The sequence below is a fragment of the Streptomyces sp. NPDC085931 genome (assembly GCF_044540565.1).
GTDB lineage: Bacteria > Actinomycetota > Actinomycetes > Streptomycetales > Streptomycetaceae > Streptomyces.
In genome coordinates this window covers 711,189-731,990 of the sequence record NZ_JBITSK010000002.1, presented here as the reverse complement: position 1 = coordinate 731,990, position 20,802 = coordinate 711,189, and the positions used below count along the sequence as shown (strand labels likewise).

Annotated in this window: 21 protein-coding genes and 1 pseudogene; 12 read left to right on the top strand and 10 right to left on the bottom strand. The window is 74.0% G+C overall.

Annotation, left to right across the window (positions count from 1 at the left end; genetic code table 11):
• Positions 1 to 215, bottom strand: a pseudogene (locus tag ACIGAN_RS06210) (hypothetical protein); the annotation flags it as partial.
• On the opposite strand from ACIGAN_RS06210, the gene ACIGAN_RS06205 reads away from it, so the two are divergent.
• Positions 214 to 774, top strand: coding sequence for an RNA polymerase sigma factor (locus ACIGAN_RS06205; RefSeq protein WP_365098743.1), 561 nt, complete (start codon positions 214 to 216; stop codon positions 772 to 774). The pseudogene ACIGAN_RS06210 and the gene ACIGAN_RS06205 overlap by 2 nt on opposite strands.
• A complete protein-coding gene (locus tag ACIGAN_RS06200) occupies positions 767 to 1,975 on the top strand; it encodes a CU044_5270 family protein (protein ID WP_399855310.1) in 1,209 nt (402 codons plus the stop codon). The genes ACIGAN_RS06205 and ACIGAN_RS06200 overlap by 8 nt, the downstream gene beginning before the upstream one ends.
• Positions 1,976 to 2,167: 192 nt before the next feature.
• Here ACIGAN_RS06200 and ACIGAN_RS06195 read toward each other — a convergent pair whose 3' ends face one another.
• On the bottom strand, positions 2,168 to 2,530 hold the full coding sequence (locus ACIGAN_RS06195) for a nuclear transport factor 2 family protein (protein WP_365098741.1): 363 nt from the start codon (positions 2,528 to 2,530) through the stop codon (positions 2,168 to 2,170).
• Between the two features lie 138 nt (positions 2,531 to 2,668).
• On the opposite strand from ACIGAN_RS06195, the gene ACIGAN_RS06190 reads away from it, so the two are divergent.
• Positions 2,669 to 2,956: a hypothetical protein gene (locus tag ACIGAN_RS06190; protein WP_365098740.1), complete on the top strand. Its 288-nt coding sequence runs from the start codon at positions 2,669 to 2,671 to the stop codon at positions 2,954 to 2,956.
• Between the two features lie 62 nt (positions 2,957 to 3,018).
• Here the strand turns inward: ACIGAN_RS06190 and ACIGAN_RS06185 are convergent, their stop codons facing one another.
• Positions 3,019 to 4,773: an ABC transporter ATP-binding protein gene (locus tag ACIGAN_RS06185; RefSeq protein WP_399855307.1), complete on the bottom strand. Its 1,755-nt coding sequence runs from the start codon at positions 4,771 to 4,773 to the stop codon at positions 3,019 to 3,021.
• Positions 4,774 to 4,934: 161 nt separating this feature from the next.
• Between ACIGAN_RS06185 and ACIGAN_RS06180 the strand changes: the two genes are divergently transcribed.
• The 5 genes from ACIGAN_RS06180 (at position 4,935) to ACIGAN_RS06160 (ending at position 8,959) form a co-directional block, all read left to right on the top strand.
• Positions 4,935 to 6,020: an S-(hydroxymethyl)mycothiol dehydrogenase gene (locus ACIGAN_RS06180; protein WP_399855305.1), complete on the top strand. Its 1,086-nt coding sequence runs from the start codon at positions 4,935 to 4,937 to the stop codon at positions 6,018 to 6,020.
• On the top strand, positions 6,020 to 6,649 hold the full coding sequence (locus ACIGAN_RS06175) for an MBL fold metallo-hydrolase (protein ID WP_399855302.1): 630 nt from the start codon (positions 6,020 to 6,022) through the stop codon (positions 6,647 to 6,649). The genes ACIGAN_RS06180 and ACIGAN_RS06175 overlap by 1 nt, the downstream gene beginning before the upstream one ends.
• A gap of 89 nt (positions 6,650 to 6,738) precedes the next feature.
• Positions 6,739 to 7,653 carry an SDR family oxidoreductase gene (locus ACIGAN_RS06170; RefSeq protein WP_399855299.1) on the top strand — a complete coding sequence of 305 codons (915 nt, stop codon included), beginning with the start codon at positions 6,739 to 6,741 and terminating at the stop codon, positions 7,651 to 7,653.
• 181 nt (positions 7,654 to 7,834) lie between these two features.
• A complete protein-coding gene (locus ACIGAN_RS06165; protein ID WP_399855296.1) occupies positions 7,835 to 8,530 on the top strand; it encodes a L,D-transpeptidase family protein in 696 nt (231 codons plus the stop codon).
• 243 nt (positions 8,531 to 8,773) lie between these two features.
• Positions 8,774 to 8,959 (top strand): hypothetical protein, encoded by a 186-nt coding sequence (locus ACIGAN_RS06160; protein ID WP_365098734.1) that lies wholly within the window; start codon positions 8,774 to 8,776, stop codon positions 8,957 to 8,959.
• Between the two features lie 90 nt (positions 8,960 to 9,049).
• Here ACIGAN_RS06160 and ACIGAN_RS06155 read toward each other — a convergent pair whose 3' ends face one another.
• The gene (locus ACIGAN_RS06155) at positions 9,050 to 10,405 is read right to left on the bottom strand and encodes a S1 family peptidase (protein WP_399855293.1); all 1,356 of its coding nucleotides are present in this window, start codon (positions 10,403 to 10,405) and stop codon (positions 9,050 to 9,052) included.
• Positions 10,406 to 10,529: 124 nt separating this feature from the next.
• Positions 10,530 to 11,519 (bottom strand): hypothetical protein, encoded by a 990-nt coding sequence (locus tag ACIGAN_RS06150; protein WP_399855290.1) that lies wholly within the window; start codon positions 11,517 to 11,519, stop codon positions 10,530 to 10,532.
• A 23-nt stretch (positions 11,520 to 11,542) separates the two neighbouring features.
• Here ACIGAN_RS06150 and ACIGAN_RS06145 point away from each other — a divergent pair, with 23 nt between their 5' ends.
• Both ACIGAN_RS06145 and ACIGAN_RS06140 read left to right on the top strand, forming a co-directional pair.
• Positions 11,543 to 12,721: a MalY/PatB family protein gene (locus ACIGAN_RS06145; protein ID WP_399855287.1), complete on the top strand. Its 1,179-nt coding sequence runs from the start codon at positions 11,543 to 11,545 to the stop codon at positions 12,719 to 12,721.
• A gap of 29 nt (positions 12,722 to 12,750) precedes the next feature.
• The gene (locus ACIGAN_RS06140; protein ID WP_365743948.1) at positions 12,751 to 13,137 is read left to right on the top strand and encodes a PPOX class F420-dependent oxidoreductase; all 387 of its coding nucleotides are present in this window, start codon (positions 12,751 to 12,753) and stop codon (positions 13,135 to 13,137) included.
• 92 nt (positions 13,138 to 13,229) lie between these two features.
• Here the strand turns inward: ACIGAN_RS06140 and ACIGAN_RS06135 are convergent, their stop codons facing one another.
• Together ACIGAN_RS06135 and ACIGAN_RS06130 are read right to left on the bottom strand one after the other, a co-directional pair.
• Positions 13,230 to 13,643 carry a Zn-ribbon domain-containing OB-fold protein gene (locus tag ACIGAN_RS06135; protein WP_365098729.1) on the bottom strand — a complete coding sequence of 138 codons (414 nt, stop codon included), beginning with the start codon at positions 13,641 to 13,643 and terminating at the stop codon, positions 13,230 to 13,232.
• A gap of 150 nt (positions 13,644 to 13,793) precedes the next feature.
• Positions 13,794 to 14,504, bottom strand: coding sequence for a TetR family transcriptional regulator (locus ACIGAN_RS06130; protein ID WP_399855283.1), 711 nt, complete (start codon positions 14,502 to 14,504; stop codon positions 13,794 to 13,796).
• Between the two features lie 181 nt (positions 14,505 to 14,685).
• Between ACIGAN_RS06130 and ACIGAN_RS06125 the strand changes: the two genes are divergently transcribed.
• Both ACIGAN_RS06125 and ACIGAN_RS06120 read left to right on the top strand, forming a co-directional pair.
• Positions 14,686 to 15,528 carry a peptidoglycan-binding protein gene (locus ACIGAN_RS06125; protein ID WP_399855281.1) on the top strand — a complete coding sequence of 281 codons (843 nt, stop codon included), beginning with the start codon at positions 14,686 to 14,688 and terminating at the stop codon, positions 15,526 to 15,528.
• A 74-nt stretch (positions 15,529 to 15,602) separates the two neighbouring features.
• A complete protein-coding gene (locus ACIGAN_RS06120) occupies positions 15,603 to 16,094 on the top strand; it encodes a flavin reductase family protein (RefSeq protein WP_399855280.1) in 492 nt (163 codons plus the stop codon).
• A 317-nt stretch (positions 16,095 to 16,411) separates the two neighbouring features.
• Here ACIGAN_RS06120 and ACIGAN_RS06115 read toward each other — a convergent pair whose 3' ends face one another.
• The 3 genes from ACIGAN_RS06115 to ACIGAN_RS06105 all read right to left on the bottom strand — a co-directional run bounded on the left by ACIGAN_RS06115 (position 16,412) and on the right by ACIGAN_RS06105 (position 20,747).
• On the bottom strand, positions 16,412 to 18,817 hold the full coding sequence (locus ACIGAN_RS06115) for a SpoIIE family protein phosphatase (RefSeq protein WP_399855278.1): 2,406 nt from the start codon (positions 18,815 to 18,817) through the stop codon (positions 16,412 to 16,414).
• Between the two features lie 371 nt (positions 18,818 to 19,188).
• Positions 19,189 to 19,569, bottom strand: a complete 381-nt coding sequence (locus ACIGAN_RS06110; protein WP_365098725.1) for a hypothetical protein — start codon at positions 19,567 to 19,569, stop codon at positions 19,189 to 19,191.
• A 260-nt stretch (positions 19,570 to 19,829) separates the two neighbouring features.
• Positions 19,830 to 20,747: a MurR/RpiR family transcriptional regulator gene (locus ACIGAN_RS06105; RefSeq protein WP_365098724.1), complete on the bottom strand. Its 918-nt coding sequence runs from the start codon at positions 20,745 to 20,747 to the stop codon at positions 19,830 to 19,832.
• Between the last annotated feature and the right edge of the window lie 55 nt (positions 20,748 to 20,802).

Sequence of the window (20,802 nt, the reverse complement as noted above, 5' to 3'; positions counted from 1 at the left end):
AACAGCGCCATCACGCCACCGATGACGAAGAACGCGAACGACGTCGCCAGGTACAGCGTGCCGATCGTCTTGTGGTCCGTGGTCGTCAGCCACTTCAGGTGCCTCATGCCCCGCCTGTGTCCGGGCCCCGCCCGCACGTCACACTCCAGGGACGCGACGAGCGTCACGGGAACCGGGTGTGACGATCGGGAAAGTGCCGGACACGAACGGGACATGAGCAACGACGAGATCTTCGCCGCTGCCTACCGCGAGCACTACTGGGCGGTCAGCCGCTATGTCGCACGGCGACTGGACGGGCGGGCCGGTGAGGTGGAGGAAGTGGTGGCGGAGGTGTTCACGGTCGCCTGGCGGCGCCGGGCCGACCTGCCGGACGCCCCGCTGCCGTGGCTGTACGGAGTGGCGCGCAACTGCCTGGCCAACACGGTACGCGGGCACGGACGCCGCCGGCGGCTCGTCGACCGGCTCGGCAACGACGACACCGCGCACGGCCGGCACATCGCGGCGGGCCCCGAGGCCGACACCCCCGGCGGCTGGGTGCACGAGGCCCTCGCCCGGCTGTCCCCGGCCGACCAGGAGGTGCTGCGCCTCGCGGCCTGGGAGGACCTCGGCGTCGACGAGATCGCCGTCGCCCTCGGCTGCGGCAGCCGGGCCGCGGCCATGCGGCTGCACCGGGCGCGGCGCCGCCTCAGAGCGGAGATCGACCGTCTGCGGCCCGAGCCCGCCTTCACCGAGCACACCCGCGTGACCGCCCCGGAGGAACACGGCCATGGCTGACGAACTCGACCTGCTGCGCAGTGCCGATCCGGTGCCTTCCCACGGCCACCGCTTCGGCGACGGTCCCCTGGACCGCCGCGCCGAGCACCGGCTCGAGCGGTTGCTGAGCGGCGCCGACGAACCGCCCACGGTGCGTACGGGGCAGGAGCGGCCACGGCTCCTCGACGGTCCCCGGCTCGCCGACCGTTTCCGGACCTCGGACCGTCTCCGGCCTTCCGACCGCTTCCGGCTTTCCGACCGCCTCCGCCTCTGGCTTTCCGGCCGTCTCCGGCTTCCCGGCCGTGCGGGAGTCTTGGGCCGTCTCCGGCTCTTCGACCGTCTCCAACTCTCCGGCGGGTCCGGTCGCGCACCGGCGGGACACGGACGGCTCCGTCTCGTCTGGGGCCTGGTCGCCACGGCCCTCGTCACCGCCCTGACCCTCACGCTCGTGCTGAACGGGCCGAGCACCCCGCCCGCCCTCGCCGCGCCACGCCCGCTGGTGATCGACACCGGCTCCGCGCCCGTACCCCTCGACCGGCTGGCCGAGCGCGCGGCCGCCGCGGCCGGAACCCCCGACGCACCCCGTCTGCGCAAGGGCACCCATGTGCGCTCCTGGAGCCTCGGCATGTCGGACGACGGACCGCCCGTCACCCTGCCCGAGGAGCGCCTCGTACGCTGGCGACCCGACGGCAGCCACACCGAACTCGTCGTGGCGACCGACCCGCGGCACCCCGCCCGCCCGGTCCTGTCCGACGCGGACGGCACGCCGCGACTCGTCGGCGACGGACGCGTCCTGCTCGACCGGACCTACCCGCCGAGCTGGAGCGACGCCCCGCCCCAGTCACCCCCGCCGCGCCGGACGGACCGGCTGCGCGCCTATCTGGCGGAGGCGCAGTACACGGCCGCGCCGCTGACCACACCCCAACTGCTGGACGCCGTGGCGACGCTGCTCGACCACTGGACCCTCGGCGCCCGGGAGAGCGCGGCACTCGCCCGGCTCCTCGCCGACGCCGAGGGCCTGCGGCCGGCCGGCCGCGTCACCGACCGGCTGGGCCGGCGCGGCCAGGCCTACGTGACCGACACGCCCGGCGTCCGCCACATGCTGATCATGGACCCGGCCACCGGCGCCGTCCTCGGCCTCGAAAGCACCCTCACCGCTCCCGACCCCGAGTACGGCGTCGACAAGGGCGCGGTCCTGTCCTACAGCGCCTGGACGCGCTGATCACACGTCCAGCAGGCGTGCCCGCGACATGGTGCGCCGCCGGGCGGGTGCGGGCTCCGCCCAGGCGCACGGCGTCGGCTTCCGCGGGGTCGCTCCCCGGTGGTGCTCCACCTCGGCGCCGGTCACGGCCCCCGCGGCCGTCCCGACCGGGCCCGGCCGGCCGGTGCCCACTCGTCCCAGGTCGGCCGGTGCCTACTCGTCCCAGGCCTGCACCAGGGTCTGCTCGGCGATCTTGCCGTCCCGCAGGGAGAGCATGGACTCGGACAGCACGCGCACGCCGTCGGCGTACTCGCAGCTCTCGCTGTAGGCGGCCGCGTCGCCCTCGACCACGCAGCGCTCCAGCCGGTGCGACATGTCGCGGCTGTAGACGTCCTCCAGCATCCGGCCGATCTCGTCCCGGCCGTGCAGGACCTTGGGGTGGCTCGGCTGGGTCGTGCGGTCCACGATCCGCAGCTCGGCGTCGTCGGCGTAGAGGGAGAGCAGGACGTCCGGGTCCCCCTCCAGGCCACGGCGGAGTGTCTCCCGGTCGAAGGCGGGGTCTGCGGCGGTTCCCATGGTGACCTCCTCCGAAGGGTCTTCCCTCCCGAGCCTCCTCCCGCCCGGCGGCCCCGGCAAGTGCGGGGACGCTGGGCCTGACGGGTGAGCGGGGCCGCCCGCCCGTGTCCGGCGGGGCCCGCGCGCGTTGCCCCATACATGATCTCAACACGACGTATCGTCGCCGCCGTTGGTCTCGCCGCCGGCGTCACCGGCCTCGCCGCGCCGATGGCGCAGGCGGCCGACGCCGGGGCGAAGAGCCCGCTCAGCCCGATGGCCACGCTCGACTCGCTGACCGTGAGCGACATCCCCGCCGAGCACAAGGACGAGATCCCGCGGCCCTCCTCGCAGTTGGCCGGGCTCAACCGCCTCAACGACCTCGACCAGCTGAACCAGGTCGTCGGCCTGGTCTCCCCGGTCTTCGGCTTCCTCCCCAACGTGCGCTGACGGCCACCCCCCGGCAGGTGAGGGCCGCCCGGATCCCGGGCGGCCCTCACCCCTGCCCGGGCTCAGTCCCCGGCGGCCAGGAACTGCGTCGCCGCCAGCTCCGCGTAGAGCGGGTCCGCCGTCACCAGCTCGCGGTGCGTGCCCACGGCCCGGACCCGGCCCGCGTCCATCACCACGATCCGGTCGGCCATCGTCACCGTGGACAGCCGGTGCGCCACGACCAGCACCGTCGTCGTCCGGGCCACGTCCGCGACGGTGTCGCGCAGCGCCGCCTCGTTCACCGCGTCCAGCTGCGAGGTCGCCTCGTCGAGCAGCAGCAGCCGCGGCCGGCGCAGCAGGGCCCGGGCGATGGCCACGCGCTGGCGCTCACCGCCCGACAGCTTGGTGCCCCGGTGCCCGACGAGCGTGTCGAGACCGTCCGGCAGCCGGGCGACCAGCCCGTCGAGCCGGGTCGTCTTCAGCACCCGGGCGACGGCCTCCTCGTCCGCGTCCGGCCGGCCCAGCAGCAGGTTGTCCCGCAGGGAGCCCGACAGGACCGGCGCGTCCTGCTCCACGTAGCCGATGGCGGCGCGCAGCCGCGGCAGCTCCCAGTCGGCCAGGTCCCGGCCGTCGAGCCTGATCACCCCGGAGTCGGGTTCGTAGAACCGCTCGATCAGCGAGAACACGGTGGTCTTGCCCGCGCCGGAGGGACCCACGAACGCGGTCATGCCCCGCGCGGGCACGGTGAACGTCACGCCGTGGTGGACGTAGGGCAGATCGTCGGCGTAGCGGAAGCGCACGTCGTCGAAGGCGACGGAGGCGGGCTCGGCGCCGGGGGAGGGCGGCGGCGCCGGAGCGGCGGCCGGCTCGGCGGGCAGGCGCAGCGCCTCCTGGATGCGGGTGAGGGCCGCGGCGCCCGTCTGGTACTGCGTGACGGCGCCGACGACCTGCTGTATCGGCGACATCAGATAGAACACGTACAGCAGGAACGCCACCAGGGTGCCCACGTCGACGGCGCCGGTCGCCACGCGCGCCCCGCCCACCGCGAGCACGGTGATGAAGGCGATCTGCATGGCCAGCCCGGCCGTGTTGCCCGCCGCGGCCGACCACTTGGCGGCGCGCACGCTCTGCCGCCAGGACTCCCGCGCCGCCTCGTGCAGCGTGACCTCCTCGCGGTGCTCGGCACCGGAGGCCTTCACCGTGCGCAGCGCGCCGAGGATCCGCTCCAGCGAGGCGCCCATGACGCCCACCGCGTCCTGCGCCCGCCGGCTCGCCCGGTTGATGCGCGGCACGATCACGCCGAGGACGACCCCCGCGCCGAGGATCACCGCCAGGGTCACGCCCAGCAGCACCGCGTCCACCAGGCCCATCATCACCACCGTCGCGACCAGCGTCAGCCCGCCCGTGCCCAGGCCGACGAGGGAGTCGGTGGTGACCGCGCGCAGCAGGGTGGTGTCGGAGGTGATGCGGGCCATCAGGTCCCCGGGCTCGCTGCGGTCCACCGCCGGGATCCGCAGCCGCAGCAGATACGACGACAGGGCCTGCCGCGCGCCGAGAACCACCGACTCGGCGGTCCGCTGCAGCACGTACGAACCCAGCGCTCCCAGCGCCGCGTTGGCCACCACCAGCGCCGACATGGCCAGCAGCGCGCCCGTGATGGCACGGTCGTGTGCCAGGTCGTCGATCAGGCCGCGCGCCACGAGCGGCAGCAGCAGCCCGGTCGCCCCGGTGACCAGGGAGAGCACGGCGCCGGCCGCCAGCGTCCTGCGGTGCGGCCGTACGTAGCCGAGGAGCAGCCGCCAGGGAGGGGTGGCGGTCCCGGTCTCTGCGATGCTCACGTCGCTCCTTCGGCGTCGGGCGGGGCGTTCAGGCTACGTCGGCGGCGGGCGGCGCGGCCTGCGCTTTCACGGAGACGCGGGTGGCCGATCCGTGCCCGTTACCGATCAGTCGCGCGTAGGGTCGGAAGGGACGCACCTCCGGCCGACGAAGGAGTCAGCGCATGGCGCAGGAAGTACGCGGTGTGATCGCACCCGGCAAGGACGAGCCGGTGCGGATCGAGACCATCGTGGTGCCCGATCCGGGCCCGGGCGAGGCGGTCGTGCGCGTCCAGGCCTGCGGCGTGTGCCACACCGACCTGCACTACAAGCAGGGCGGCATCAACGACGACTTCCCGTTCCTGCTCGGGCACGAGGCCGCGGGCGTGGTGGAGGCGGTGGGCGACGGCGTGAGCGACGTCGCGCCCGGTGACTTCGTGATCCTCAACTGGCGTGCGGTGTGCGGGAAGTGCCGCGCCTGTCTGCGCGGACGGCCCTGGTACTGCTTCGACACGCACAACGCGCGGCAGCGGATGACGTTGACCGACGGCACCGAGCTGTCGCCGGCCCTCGGCATCGGCGCCTTCGCCGAGAAGACCCTGGTCGCGGCCGGGCAGTGCACCAAGGTCGACCCGGCCGTGGCCCCGCAGGTGGCCGGGCTGCTGGGCTGCGGTGTGATGGCCGGCATCGGCGCCGCCATCAACACCGGCAACGTCGGCCGGGGCGACTCGGTGGCCGTCATCGGCTGCGGTGGGGTCGGCGACGCGGCGATCGCCGGCTCGCACCTGGCCGGAGCGGGGACGATCATCGCCGTCGACATCGACGACCGCAAGCTGGAGACCGCCCGCTCCATGGGCGCCACCCACACGGTCAACTCCCGTGAGACCGACCCCGTCGAGGCCATCCGCGAACTCACCGGCGGGTTCGGCGCCGACGTCGTCATCGAGGCGGTCGGCCGCCCCGAGACCTACAAGCAGGCCTTCTACGCCCGCGACCTCGCCGGCACGGTCGTCCTGGTCGGCGTGCCCACCCCCGAGATGAAGCTCGAACTGCCCCTGCTGGACGTGTTCGGCCGCGGCGGCGCCCTGAAGTCCTCCTGGTACGGCGACTGCCTGCCCTCCCGGGACTTCCCCATGCTGATCGACCTGCATCTGCAAGGGCGCCTGGACCTCGGCGCGTTCGTCACCGAGACGATCGGACTGGACGAGGTGGAGAAGGCGTTCGAGCGGATGCACCACGGTGACGTGCTGCGCTCGGTGGTGGTGCTCTGATGGCGACGCGCGTCGAACACCTCGTCACCAGCGGGCAGTTCACCCTCGACGGCGGCACCTGGGACGTCGACAACAACGTCTGGATCGTCGGCGACGACCACGAGGCGATCGTGATCGACGCCGCCCACGACGTCGACGCCATCGCCGAGGCCGTCGGCGACCGCCGCCTGACCGCGATCGTGTGCACGCACGCCCACAACGACCACATCGACGCCGCCCCGGCCCTCGCCGAGCGCACCGGCGCCACGATCTGGCTGCACCACGACGACCTGCCGCTGTGGAAGCAGACCCACCCCGGCCGCGAGCCCGACGCCTGGCTGGTCGACGGCCAGGTCATCGAGGCCGGCGGCGCCGACCTGCGGGTGATCCACACCCCGGGGCACGCGCCCGGCGCGGTGTGCCTGTACGACCCCGCCCTCGGCACCGTCTTCACCGGCGACACCCTGTTCCAGGGCGGCCCGGGCGCCACCGGCCGGTCCTTCTCGCACTTCCCCACGATCATCGACTCGATCCGCGACCGGCTGCTCACCCTGCCGCCCGAGACCGTCGTCCGCACCGGCCACGGCGACTCCACCACCATCGGCGCGGAGGCCCCGCAGCTGGAGGAGTGGATCGCCCGGGGCCACTGATCGCGTGTCGCCGTAAAAGGCGACAGAAGATGTCCGGCTTACCCGGCACCCTGAGACCGGCACACAGTCGAGGGCACGGGAGGCCGGACATGTCAGCTCCGCTCAAGGGCAAGGTCGCACTGGTCGCCGGGGCGACCCGGGGCGCCGGACGGGGGATCGCCGTCGAACTCGGCGCGGCCGGCGCCACGGTCTACGTCACCGGCCGCACCACCCGCGAGCGCCGCTCCGAGTACGACCGGCCGGAGACCATCGAGGACACCGCCGACCTGGTCACCGAGGCCGGCGGACGGGGCATCGCCGTCCCCACCGACCATCTCGACCCGGCGCAGGTCCGCGCCCTGGTCGACCGCGTCGCGGACGAGCAGGGCCGCCTCGACGTCCTCGTCAACGACATCTGGGGCGGCGAGAAGCTCTTCGAGTGGGACGCCACACTGTGGGAGCACGACCTGGACAAGGGCCTGCGCCTGCTCCGCCTCGCCGTCGAGACGCACGCGATCACCAGCCACCACGCCCTGCCCCTGCTGCTGCGCAACCCCGGCGGCCTGGTCGTCGAGATGACCGACGGCACCGCCGACTACAACCGCGAGCACTACCGCGTGAACTTCTTCTACGACCTGGCCAAGAGCGCCGTCCTGCGCATGGCCTTCGCCCTCGGCCACGAACTGGGGCCGCGCGGCGCCACCGCCGTCGCCCTCACCCCCGGCTGGCTGCGCTCGGAGCTGATGCTCGACATCTACGGGGTGCGCGAGGACAACTGGCGCGACGCCCTGGAGCGCGTCCCCCACTTCGCCATCTCGGAGACCCCGCGCTACGTGGGCCGGGCGGTGACCGCGCTGGCCGCCGACCCGGACGTGGCCCGCTTCAACGGCACGTCCCTCTCCAGCGGCGGCCTGGCCCAGGTGTACGGCTTCACCGACCTCGACGGCAGCCGCCCGGACGCCTGGCGCTACGTGGAGGAGGTCCAGGACAAGGGCCGGCCGGCGGACACCACCGGCTACCGGTGACACGCGCCGCCGTGGACGAGCCCGGGTGCTGAATGCCGGAATTGATGCTGTTCGACCGTCATGACCCGGTGGGGAATGTCACTGTTCCGTCCCGGCGCCGTCCGGTGCACAACCGCAGGGGGTGCCCGTCCGTCTAGCTGGCAGACATCGCAGACCACTTTCGCGAAAGGGCTGACCAGCCATGGGGGACGTACGCAGACGGGGTGCCGTGGCACTCGGGCTCACCGCACTGGTGGCGCCGCTCACGCTCGCGCTCGGCGCCACGCCGGCCGCGGCCGCGAGCTGCACCACGCAGACCGGCCCGTTCCAGAAGCAGGTGGAGAAGTTCCTGGGCCGACCGGTCGACGGCAAGCAGTCCGCCGCCGACTGCAAGGCCATCAAGGCCTTCCAGACCACGCACGGCATCACCCCGAACATCGGCTACGCCGGATCCGTCACCTGGGGCGTGATGGACCTGATGCAGAAGCAGAAGGCCGTCGGGAAGAACCCCAACAAGGACGGCAAGTGCCCGGTGAACAAGGGCCGGATCGCCTGTGTGAACCTGACGCTCCAGCTGAGCTGGATCCAGGACGGCAAGAAGCTCGTCTACGGTCCCGTCCCGGTCCGCACCGGCCGCAACGGCGACGAGACCCGCACCGGCCTGAAGAAGATCTACTGGCGCAACATCGACCACGTCTCCTCCATCTACGACGTGCCGATGCCCTACGCCCAGTTCTTCGACGGCGGCCAGGCCTTCCACCAGGCGAACGTCAGCATGTGGAACCCGCCGGGCTCGCGCGGCTGCGTCAACATGACCAAGACCGACGCCAAGAAGTACTGGTCCATGCTGAAGAAGGGCGACGACGTCTTCGTCTACGGCCGCAAGCCGGGCACCTGACACCGGGCGCCACCCTGCCGCGCCGACTCGTGCGCGATGAGGCCCGGCAGGGTGTGACGGGCCGCCACCCGCGCGTTCCCCGGGCGCGCGGCGCGGCCGGGCCGCCCGTCGAGGAGCTGGTGGCGGGATCGGCGGGAGCGTGAACCAGCTCACGTTTACCGGGAGATGGACGTGATCAGCGACACTGTCCGGTATGGCCGCTTACCTCACGATTACTCACATCGTCTTCACCTGAGGCGACGTATGCTTCACAGCATGTCCACCACTGTTGAACCTTCTTCCGAGCGATCGGCTGACGAGGTCAACGAGGAGATCCGGGCCCTGTGGCGCCGATCGGGCGGGACACTGAGCGTCGAGCAGCGCGAGGAGTACCAGCGCCTCGTCCTGGAGTGGGCCTCCGCGGCCCTGCAGTCGGCGCCGGCGGCCTGACCCGTCCGGTCCCGCGGACGCGCCGGACCCTCGTCCCGGGGCACCCCCGACCCGACGGGTGCCCATCTCACCCTCTCCTCGGCCCTCGCCTCACCCCCATGTTGCCGAGTAGTACTGCCGGTACGCCTTGCGGTCCTGCTCCGCGCGGATCCAGCGGGTCGCCACCAGAGCCACCAGGCTGCCCGCGATGACCAGCAGGCCCGGGCCCACGTTGCGCGGGTCGGTCAGCCGGCTCAGCAGGGACGACACGTCCGCGCCCGACACCGGCACCGAGGAGCCGGGAGAGGCCGCGGCGGCGCCCTGCGAGGCCGACGGCGCGGGCGCCGGTCCGCTCCCGGCGCCGTCCTGCGCGGCCACGATCAGCTTCACCCCCAGCTCGCTCAGCGCCTTCGTCACCGGCTGGAAGAACGTCGTCCCGCCCGCCACGCAGTCCCCGCTGCCGCCCGACGTCAGGCCGAGCGCGACACCGTCGGCGAACATCGGGCCGCCGCTGTCCCCGGGTTCGGCGCACACGTCGGTCTCGATGAGGCCGGTGACCGTGCCCTCGGGGTAGTTGACCGTCGCGTCGAGGGCGGTCACCTCCCCCTGCCGCAGCCCGCTCGTGCTGCCGCTGCGGAAGATCCGCTGCCCCACCTGCGGATCGGCCAGGCCCGTGATCCGCACCCCCTTGCCGTTGCCGACCGACACCACGTCCGCGCCCTGCCCCGCGCGCCCGCTGTCGTACTTCACCAGAGAGTAGTCGTCGCCCGGGAAGCTCCCCCGCAGCGAGGTGCCGACCTGCCGGCGACCGCGGTCGTCGGCGAACCAGACGGAACCGTCGGGCCCGCAGTGCCCCGCCGTGAGGATGTAGTCGTTCGTGCCGTCGGTGACGTTGAAGCCCGCCGAGCAGCGCCCCGCGGTCGACAGGATCGGCTGCGCCCCGTTGAGCCGCGTCGTGAACGTGCCCTCGGTGCGCTCCATCCGGACGAAGCCGCCGATGCGCTCCGCGACCCCGGTCAGCCGGGACCAGTCCGCGGCCGAGACGGTGCTGTCGCCGCGCACCACGACCTGGTTGCTCCGGTAGTCCAGCGCCCAGGCGGTCCCGGCGACCCGGGGCGCCGAACGCAGCGTCCGCGTCGCCGCCTTGAGGTCCTGCATGCTGTGACTGACCATCTTGGGCCGGGCCCCGGCCCGTTCGACCTCCGCGGCGGCCTTCTCGTCGGTGACGGCGACGACCGGACGTCCGGCCGCGTCCACCCAACTGCCCGCCGTGCGGGAGGCGCCGAGGCGGGAGACCAGGTCGCTGCCCGTGCCGCCGGCCGGCTTGGCCGCGTAGGGGACGCCGATGGACGGCACCGGAGGCTCGCTCGCCACGGCGCGTGTGACCATCGCTCCTCCGAGGAGGAGTCCGCCGACGGCCGCCAGCCGTGTCACTCGCCGGACGACCCGTCGTCGTGCGTGCCTCATGCATGGCTCCCGAACCCGAACAGCGCGGTGCGAACACCGCGGGGCCCTGCGTCAGTTGAGCGCCCTTCCTCCCATACGGGGCCGAGCCGCGCGGTGTTCACCGCGCGCGTGATCTCTTCGGCCGTCAGCCGGCCGGCGGGGCGGCGAGCAGGGCGCGGCTGCGCGCGTCACCCCACACCGAGTCCGGGTCGACGTAGGGCCGCAGCAGGGCGGTGAGCGCCGGGTCCCCGCGTCCGTTCAGCTCGTCGGAGGCGATCTTGCGGGCGATGCCGGCGAGGAAGTCGGCGACCTGCACCCGCGCGTCGTCCCGGGCGACGACCAGCCGCACCCCGGCGAGGGCCACCCCGGAGCGGTGGGCCGCCTCCTCGATCCAGGCGATGCGGTCCGGGGTGAGCATGTTCTGCCGGTCGTGGACCAGCCGGACCGGCCGCCCGTCCCCGCTCCACAGGGCGGCCGTCCGCACGATCGCCGGGAGCAGCGGGTTGAGCACCGGGATCAGCGGCGGCCCCGCCAGGAACTCCGCCCGGTAGGCCACCGCGCGGGCCCGGGTGGCGGCGAGCCGGCCGAGGAGCCGGGCCGCCTCCGTGCCGGGGTGCGCGCGGCGCAGCGCCTCGACCGTGCCGTAGAAGGCCTCCACGGGGTCGCCGTTGTCGCGGACCCGCAGCAGCCGGTTGGCCGCCTCCAGGAAGGACCGCCGGCCCTCCTCCCCGAAGGTGTCGTGCCCCGCGCGATACAGGGCCGGGGCCTCGGCCGGGCCGTCCAGCAGCAGCCCGGCGGCCCGCTCCACCACGACGTACGACTTCTCCACCAGGTGCACCCGCGCCCGCCCGTGGATCGGCCCCGCCGGCGCGAGCAGCCACTCCAGCACCGCCCGGTGCTTCTCCCGCAGCAGATGGTTGGCCTTGTACTCCTCCGCCGGCGAGCGGATCCGGTCCCGGATCTCCCGTACGGCCGCCGCGGCCGACGCCACGGAGAGCGACACGCTGCCGTGCGCGAACACGTCCGTGTTCCCGCCCGTGAGGTTCTCGCCGTCCGACCCGGACTCGTCGCAGGCGATCTCCAGAACGGGGCCCCACACCCCGTCAGGCTCCTCGCTCTCACGATCGCCGCTCACCCGCAGCCCCCTATCGTGGTCCCATGACCAGGATCCCGCACGAGACGTCCGGTGAACCGAACCCCCTGCGCGTCCTCACCCTCGACCAGCTCCGCCGCCGCACCAGCATGAAGTGGCGCACCCACCCCGAGGACGTGCTGCCGCTGTGGGTGGCCGAGATGGACGTGCCGCTCGCCGAGCCCGTCGTCCGTGCCGTCACCGAGGCACTGCGGCTCGGCGACACCGGATACCCCGCCGGCACCGCCTACGCGCAGGCCCTCGCCGCGTTCGCGGGCAAGCGGTGGAACTGGGAGGGGCTCGCCGTCGAGCGCACCGCGGTCGTGCCCGACGTCATGCTGGGCGTGGTCGAGATGCTGAAGCTGGTCACCGGCCACGGGGACGCGGTGGTCGTCAACCCGCCGGTGTACCCGCCGTTCTACGACTTCGTCACGCACCTGGACCGGCGGATCGTCCAGGCCCCGCTCGGTGCCGACGGGCGGGTGGACCTCGATGTCCTCGAGGAGGCTTTCCGGCAGGCCGTCGCGGCCGGCGGACGGGCCGCCTACCTGCTGTGCAGTCCCCACAACCCGACCGGCACCGTGCACACGGCCGCGGAACTGGCGGCCGTCGCCGCGCTCGCCGAGCGGTACGGCGTGCGGGTCGTCGCCGACGAGATCCACGCCCCGCTCGTGGTGGCCGGCCCGGGCTTCGTGCCGTATCTGAGCGTGCCGGGTGCCGAACGCGGCCTGTCGTTGATGTCGGCCTCGAAGGCGTGGAACCTGGCCGGGCTCAAGGCCGCCCTGGCGATCGCCGGGCCCGGGGCCGCCGCCGATCTGGCCCGGATGCCGGAGGAGGTCGGGCACGGTCCGAGCCACGTCGCCGTCATCGCGCACACCGCCGCCCTGCGCGACGGCGCCGCCTGGCTGGACGCCCTGCTGGCCGGCCTCGACGCCAACCGGCGGCTGCTCGCCGGGCTGCTGGCCGAGCACCTGCCCGGGATCCGCTACCGTCCGGGCGACGCCACCTACCTGGCCTGGCTCGACTGCCGCGGCCTGGACCTCGGCGACGACCCCGCGGACGTCTTCCTGCGCCGCGGCCGCGTCGCCCTCACCGCCGGCCCGCCCTTCGGCACCGGCGGCGCCGGGCACGCCCGCCTCAACCTGGCGACCTCGCCCGAGGTGATCACCGAGGCGGTGCACAGAATGGCCTCCGCGCGGCCCTGAGCCGGGGGCACGCCCGTAGACTGCCCACCATGGACGACAGGGCACTGGACGCACTGAGCGCGGGCAAGTACCTGCTGGTCACCAGTTACCGCAAGAACGGGACGCCGGTCGCCACCCCCGTCTGGGTGGTGCGCGACGGGGACGCGCTCGGCGTCTGGACGGTGGCCGACTCCTGGAAGGTCAAGCGGATCCGCAACCGCCCCGACGTCCTGGTCGGCCCCTGTGACCTGCGCGGCAACCCGACCGGCGGCCAGGTGCCCGCCACGGCGGAGATCTGCGATCCGGCCACCACCGCGCGCTACCGCAAGCTCATCGCCCGCAAGTACGGCCTGACGGGCCGGCTCACCCTGCTCGGCAGCCGGCTGCGCCGGGGCGTGGACGGCACGGTCGGGCTGCGGATCGTGCTCGCCCCCTGAGACTCGACACGGACTCTCGCGCGGCCCGGACGCACCCACCGGCCGTCACCTGACCGCGCGCTGCGACCACCGCAGCTCCATGTGAGGAAAGGTCAGCTCCAGGCTCGGTACGGCTCGTCCAGCAGCTGGAACACCGGCTCGCCCCGGACCGGGTCCTTGGCCGTGGACAGCCGCACCCGGTCCCCGCTGTGGATCCCGATGGGCGGGCCCATCACCCGGCCGCGCACGACGAACCCCTCGGACATCTCGATCAGGGACACGTTGCGCGCGGCGGGCGTGTTGCGGTGCACGACGGTGGAGTGGCGCACCGTGCCCGTGCCGACGCTGCGCTCGGTGCGCAGATCCGAACCCCGGCAGACCGGGCACAGCAGCCGGTGGTACATGGCCGTGCCGCACCAGGTGCAGCGCTGGAAGAGAATGGCGTCGGCGTCCGCGCTCCTGGTGTCGAGCAGACCCGTCGCGGAGCCGGCGGCCTGCTGAGTGACGCTTCCTGAGTGGTGGTACACGCTGGTCAACTCCCTGCACTCGGCCGGAATTGCGTGGGCGCGGTCACCCGCGCACACGCGTGCGCGGTTCGCCGTGCCACCGTGCACGCAGCACAGGGTATGGCACTGAGTGCCACTCGTAAAGGCACTCCGTACCCTCAATGTGGGGCCTCAGGGCCGCCCCATCACCGACTCGATCTCCTGCACCACCCGCCACAGCGGGGCCCCGCGCCGCGACACGACGACCACCACGTCCTCGGGCCGCTCCTCGGCCGGCGGCACCGGCTCCCCGCCGAAGGCGGACTGCACGTAGGCCAGCGCGTGGTCCACCGCGGCGCTCGCCTCGCCCTGCCCGTCCGAACGCAGCCAGGACCGCAGCGCGTTGTTGTGCGCCGCGACCACCGCCGCCGCGATCACGTCGGCCCGCAGGGTGCCGTCCCGGCGGGCCGCGAACCGCCGGCGCAGATACGCGGCGAGGGCCCGCTCGTAGCGCCACACCACCGACAGCTCGTAGGCGCGCAGCCCGGGGACCTGCCTGGTCAGGCGGTAGCGCTGCACGGAGAATTTGGGGTTCTCGGCGTACATCCGCAGCACCAGCCGGGCCGCGTCGCAGACCCGCCGCACGGGTTCGTCGTCGTCCGCGCCCGCGGCCAGGAAGGCCGTCATGTCGGCCAGGCACCGCTCGTGGTCCGGGAAGACCACGTCCTCCTTGGAGGGGAAGTAGCGGAAGAAGGAGCGTCGCCCGACCCCGGCGAGCGCGACGATGTCGTCGACGGTGGTCTGCTCGTACCCCCGCTCCAGGAACAACCGGAACGCCGCCGCCACCAGGGCGTCCCGCATGGGCGGCTTTCCGTTCCCCGGATCGGCCTTCTCGGAGCTCATGCGTCGGAACGTAGCACTCGCGGGGCCCGTAATGGCACTCGGTGCAGCCTCACGGAGGTACTGAGTGCTTTCCGCTCCCGGCCGGCCGGCGGTTGAGCTTCCGGCGCGGCGGCCGCGTATGGAGGGGAGAGGACGATCCCCGGCGACGGGTGCCCTGAGGCCCGGACCGAAGGAGAGCAGCGTGTCGACACCGTCCGAGCCCCGGCCGCCGCACGGCGGACCGCCCCTGGAACCCATCCGCGTCCTGCGCCCGCGCCGCACCGACGCACTGGCGGAACTGATGCGGGAGTACCACGCGGAGACCGGCCGCGCGGCGGACGGCGGCCCCGCGCCGGACGGTGACACGTCGTCCGACTACGAGTCCGTCACCCTGCCGCGTTCGCCGGCCGGCCTGAAGCGCCCGCCGCACGGGTCGGCCGGCCGGGGAGCCGGGTCGCGTTCGCCGGCCGGCCCGGGAACCCGGACACGTCGGCCGGCCGTCCCCGAGGGGCCGGCGCGTGCACAGGCCGGCTCCGAGGCCCGCACGGAGGAACTGCCGGCCGTCGCCCCGGCCCACGGTGGTGTCCGTGCCGGGCCTGGCGGGGCCGGGCTGCGCCGTGCCGCCGTCGCGGTGGCCGTCGTCGCGGCGGCGGTACTGGGCTTCGGCGGCGCGCTCCTGCTCGGGGACGGCGGCGGCACCGCGGACGACGCGGCCCCGGCACCCCGGCCCCCCGGCTCCGCCGCGCCGGTGCCTGGCACCGTCGCGCCCAGCCCCGCTCCGCCCACCGCCGCCGTCGACCCGGACGGCCGCGGCACGCTCCGCGAGGGGGCCGCCGGCCCCGAGGTGGCCGAACTCCAGGCGCGGCTGCTGCGCATCCCGGACGTCTACCGGGACGGCTCCACCAGCGGCCGCTACGACTCCACCCTGACCGCGGCGGTCGCCCGCTTCCAGCTCTGGTACGGCATCCGCGGCGACGAGACCGGCGTCTACGGCGACGACACCCGCGCGGCGCTGGAGTCCCGCACGGCACCGGTCGCCGGCTGACCTGTGCCGCTCTGCGCGGACGACACCCCGGGGCGGTCGGCCGCGTGGCGCGGCGGTGATGCGACGATGGCGGCATGGACGCGTTCATCGACCGGCTGAACCCCGACATGTACGTGGTCACGGCCGTCGCGGGGGATCAACGGGCGGGCTGCCTGGTCGGGTTCGCCTCGCAGTGCTCGATGAAGCCGGTGCGGTTCGTGGTGTGGCTGTCGGAGCTCAATCACACCTTCCGCGTGGCCCGCGACGCCGAGGTCCTCGCCGTGCACCTGCTCACCCGCGAACAGCACGCCCTGGCCGAGCTGTTCGGCGGCAGCACCGGCGACGAGACGGACAAGTTCGAGGGCGTGCGGCTGCGCGAGGCGTACGGCGGGGCGCTGGTCCTGGAGGACGCCCCGGCCTGGTTCGTCGGCCGGATCCTCACCCGCGCGGGCGGCGGCGACCACGTCGGCTTCGTGCTGGACCCGGTCGAGTGGGGCGGACGGAAGCCGTCCGAGGAGACCGGCGAGGAGCCCTTGCTGCGGCTGTCCGACGCCCTCACGATCGATCCCGGTCACCCGGTCGACTGACCTCGCGTCCCCCGGGTCGAACACCGGGCAACGTCCCGGGAAAGCGGCGCCGCGGCGCGTCCGCACGGCGTCACCCTGGGCCGGGGCGGCGGGCGAGCCGCCCGGACCGCCGCGAACCGAAGGCACCGCCCTTGAACGCCTCCCGCATCCCCGGCCTGGTGCTGCCCACCCTGTTCCTGCTGGCCGTGGTCGTGGGCCTGTGGTGGTACTGGCGGCACCGCGGCGACTCATGAGCGCGGGCGACGGGCCCCCTCTCGTCCGGGCTGGGTGCTCCTCGTCCGGCGGCGGGCCCCACGCGTCCGGCGGCCGGCCTGCCGTTACGGGAGCGCCGGGACCCGGACGTCGACGACGCACACGTCGTCCCGCCGCTCGTCCGGCAGCATCCGCGCGAGCAGCGGCCCGAGCGACACGGGCCCCTCGGCCTGGGACGCGGCGACGGCCTCGGCGAGGCGTTCCATGCCCCGGTCGATGCTCTCCGGCGGGTGCTCGACCAGGCCGTCGGTGAACAGGATGAGCCGGTCACCCGGTTCGAGACGGCACTCCGCCTCCTCGAAGACCGGCGTGCCGGTCGCCCCGATGAGCATGCCGCGCGGGCGCTGGAGATACCGCGCCTCGCCGTCGCGCAGCAGCAGGGGCGGCGGGTGCCCGGCCTGGGCCCAGACCAGGCGGCGGTGGCGAGGGCTGTAGCGGGCCAGCACCATCGTCGCCGTGGCGTACGTGTCCCGCGAGTGCAGCAGCAGCGTGTTCAGCCGGGCCAGCGCGCCGGTCAGCGACGAGCCCGTGATGACCATGCCCTTGGCGGTGAAGCGGAGCTGGGCCATCGTGGCGACGGCGTCCACGCCGTGCCCCGCGACGTCGCCGACCACCAGCAGCGCGTCCCCCTCGGGCAGTTCGATGGCGCTGAACCAGTCCCCGCCGACGTGCACGCCCGACTGGGCGGGCAGGTAGGCGACTTCGACGCGCAGCCCGGCCAGGTGCACCGGCCGGTTGGCCAGCGGCAGCAGTGCGTGCTGCAGCCGGGAGGCCAGGGTCCGCTCGGCCTGGAGCACGTCGTGCTGGGTGAGGATCGCCCGCTCGCTCTCCACCAGGGCGAGTTCCGCCCGCCGCCGGGCGGTCATGTCCTGCACGAAGCCGTGCACCTCGACGGGCCGGCCGTGCATGTCGGTCACCGCCTCGGCCGCGAGCCGCAGATGCCGGATGCCGCCGCCGGTCCTGATCCGGAACGGCACGTCGAACGCCCGGCCCTGCGCGACGAGTTCGCCGACGGCACGGGTCAGCGCGGGCGCGTCCTCCGGCAGCGCCAGCTCGGGCACCTCGGTCAGCCCGACCGGACCGCGCGCGGGGTCCCGGCCGAGGAGGGCGAACACCTGGGTCGACCAGGAGGCCTCCCGGCCGCTCAGGTTCCAGCTCGCCCAGCCGAGGTTGCCCAGCCGCTGCAGATCCGCGAGCCGCTGCTCCTGCCGGTCGGAGGAGCCGTGCCGGATCCAGGAGACGACCAGGCTGCCGCCCAGCGGCGCCACCCGCACGGTGTAGGTGAACAGCTCGGGGACGCCCGCCACGACCTCCTCGTGCGCGAACGGCTCGCCCTCGTACTGCTCCCCGGTGGCCAGCACGTGCAGGCAGCCGCGCCACAGCGGCTGGGCCGCCAGGGCCGAGCGGAACTCCAGCAGCCGCCGCCCGGCCGGATTCTCGCCCGGCCGGTCCAGCAGATCGCCCACCTGGGCGGTCGCGGCCTCGACCCGGAAGTCCTCGGTCTCGCCCGACGCGGCCCGCAGCGGCGTGAGCAGCATCGCCGCGATCGGCAGCGCCTCGAACAGCGCCTGCACCGCGTCCGTGGCGGCGTCGGGGGAGCGCTCGACGGGGGTGTCGAAGGTGCGTAGCCGGCCGGCGCACAACCCGGTGAGCCCGCGCAGGTGGGCGCGGTCGCGCGGGGTGAACGCACCGGCGCGGGCGCGCAGCACGCCGATGCAGACCTCGGCGGCGCCCGCGGTCGGCACCGGCAGCCAGGCCCGCGAGCGCCACCGCTCGGGAGGGTCGCCGATGAGCAGGTACTGCCGCGTGTCCGAGGCGAGGTCCTCCAGCCAGCGCGGTTCGCGCGCCCGCAGCGCGTCCAGCGCGGCGATCCCGCTGAGCGGCGGCACCCGGCCCCACTGCGCGGCCAGACCGTCGTCGACGCCGGCGTGCCCGATGAGTTCGAGGCCGCCGTCGGGCCTGCGGGCGTAGATCAGGACCGCGTCCGCGCCCATGTCCGGTGCGAGGTGCTCCAGCAGGCAGCGGGCGAGGTCCTGCGGTGTCGTCACCCGAACGAGGGCCTGTCCGAGGCGGCCCAGCGCGGCGGCGACGTCGTCCGGGGCGGACACCTCCTCCAGGAGGGGCAGCTCGGTGTCCGGAGTGTCCGTCCCGGCGGTCCCGGCCGCCCCGCCCGGGCCGGACGCCGTGGGCCCGAGCTTGCCGAGGGTGATCCAGCACTCCTCCAGCAGGGTGTGCCGGCCCGCCTTGGCCCGCTGGAGCAGCCGCTCGCCCGCCGCGTCGGCGGAACACCCGGTCAGGGCCATCACCGCGCCCTTGGCCCGTTCGACGACAGCCGAGGTCGCCGCCTGATCGCGCAGCCGGTCCATCTCGGCGCGCTGCCGGGCGACGATCCTGGCCAGTTCGGCCAGATCCGGTGCGCCACCGGGCTCGGCCGGTGTCACGGGCTCGCTCACGGGTCGAGCATGGCACATCCGGCCCGATTCGAAGAGCGCCTTGTGGGCAGCGAGTGCTCCCGCACCACACGCCCCACCGGTCACAGCTCCGGCCCGGGGCGCCTCGGCGGCACCGGCGGCAGCACCAGCGAGAACACGCCGGCCCGCGGCGCAGCGGTCGGCCGGTGGAGTGCGGCGTCATCAGCCACTGCACGAGCAGGGGGCGGACAGGCGCCGAGGGCGGTCGTAGGGGCCGTCGTCGAGCGGGGCGGCGTCTGCGCGGCGGCGCCGGGCAGGCCGGACCGGGCCTGGGCGGCGCCCCGGCGTTCGCCGCTTTGGTGGCGTCCCCCCCCCCGTGTCGGCAACGCCGGCGTCGCGTCGCGAGCGCGGTGAGCCGGTTGCGTCCGCCGTCACGACGGGCGGTTGGCCTCCACCAGGGCCTGGGTGACGGCCCGGACGCTGCGCGCGATGTGCTGCAACTGCATGACCTCGGCCGCGTACAGCTTGATGGTGTGCTCGATGACGCCCTCGTGCAGACCGAGTCCGGGCAGGTCGGCGCGGGCGGTCTGCAGGGCGGTGCGGGCGATCCGGAGTTCGTTCTGGACCTGGATGTGGGCGTGCCGGGCGAGGAGCACCGGGTGACGGACGAACACGGGGTAACCGGCGTAGCGCGCGGGGACCAGCTCGCGCAGCCACTTGGCCGCCGAGCGCTCCCAGTCGTAGCTCCCGGGGGTCTTGACCTGGCAGGGCCAGTCCGGGCTGATGCGCGTGGACGTCAGGGGCATGATCATCGCTTCCGGGTGTGCGGCGTCGTGAGGGTGGACGACGGGTCGGGGCGGCCCCGGCCTAGGGGATGACCGGGGCCGCCACGAACACCCGGGACACCGGAGCGGGTAGGACCCGGCCTCCACGGGTGCGGAACGGATCCGGAGCAGCCGGGTCGCGATCCGTGAGCAGTATTTATATATGCCAACCGGTTTGCAAGGAGCATGAAAACATTCATGCGCGCTTTGTTGTGGCCGGTGCGCCGGTGTGCCGGAGTGGGTGCGGCTCAGTCGCGGAGGAAGAACTGGTGCTGGTCGGCGACCTGCTCGTACTCCTCGAGCCGCGCCTGCGTCCGCTCCGGGTCCGCGTCCGTCATGGCCTGGAGCAGCGCCGAGCACACCACGCCCGGAGCCGCGTAGGAGTCGAAGACCAGGCGTGAGCCGGTGCCGGTGGCGAAGACGACGTCGGCCTCGTCGGCGAGCGGCCCGAGGGCCAGGTCGGTGATCAGGGCGACCTTGAGCCCGGCGCCCCGCGCGACCCGCAGCGCCGTCAGGGTCTCCTGGGCGTGCCGCGGCATGGAGAACGCCAGCACCCACGTGCCGCCCGCCTCACGGGACTGCAGCAGGGCGTCGTAGGCGACGCTGCCGCCCCGCGTCACCACCCGCACGTCCGGGTGGATCCGCCGCGCCGCATAGGCGAAGTACTCGGCGAGCGAGACCGAGATGCGCAGGCCGAGGACCGTCAGGGGGGCCGACGACGACAGCTCCCGGCCGATGTCGATGACCAGGTGCGGGTCGGCGAAGTCGCGCCGCAGGTTCTCCAGGTTCTCGATCTCGGCGTCGACCGCCGCCTGCAGTTCGTTGCCCCGGTGCTCCTCCGGGGGGCCGCCCGCGAGGGTGCCGAGCGCGATCGACTGGAGCTTCTCGCGCAGCGCCGGGTAACCGCTGAAGCCGACCGCCGAGGCGAACCGGGTCACCGACGGCTGGCTCACCCCGACCCGGTCCGCGAGGTCCGTGATCGACAGGAACGCCGCCTCGGTGATGTGCTCGATGAGGTACTGCGCGATGCGCCGCTGGCCCGGGGACAGCCGCGGCCGGTCGAAGAGCGACCTGAGCTGGGCGGACGGGGAGACCTCCGCCTCCGCGACCGCCTTCCCCGAGGTGATCGCGGATGCCTGTGCGCGTGCCTGCTGCGGCGATGGCACCGGTGCGCCTCCTTCGTCTCCCACGGAGGTTCAACATAGCTCACCCCCCGTGATG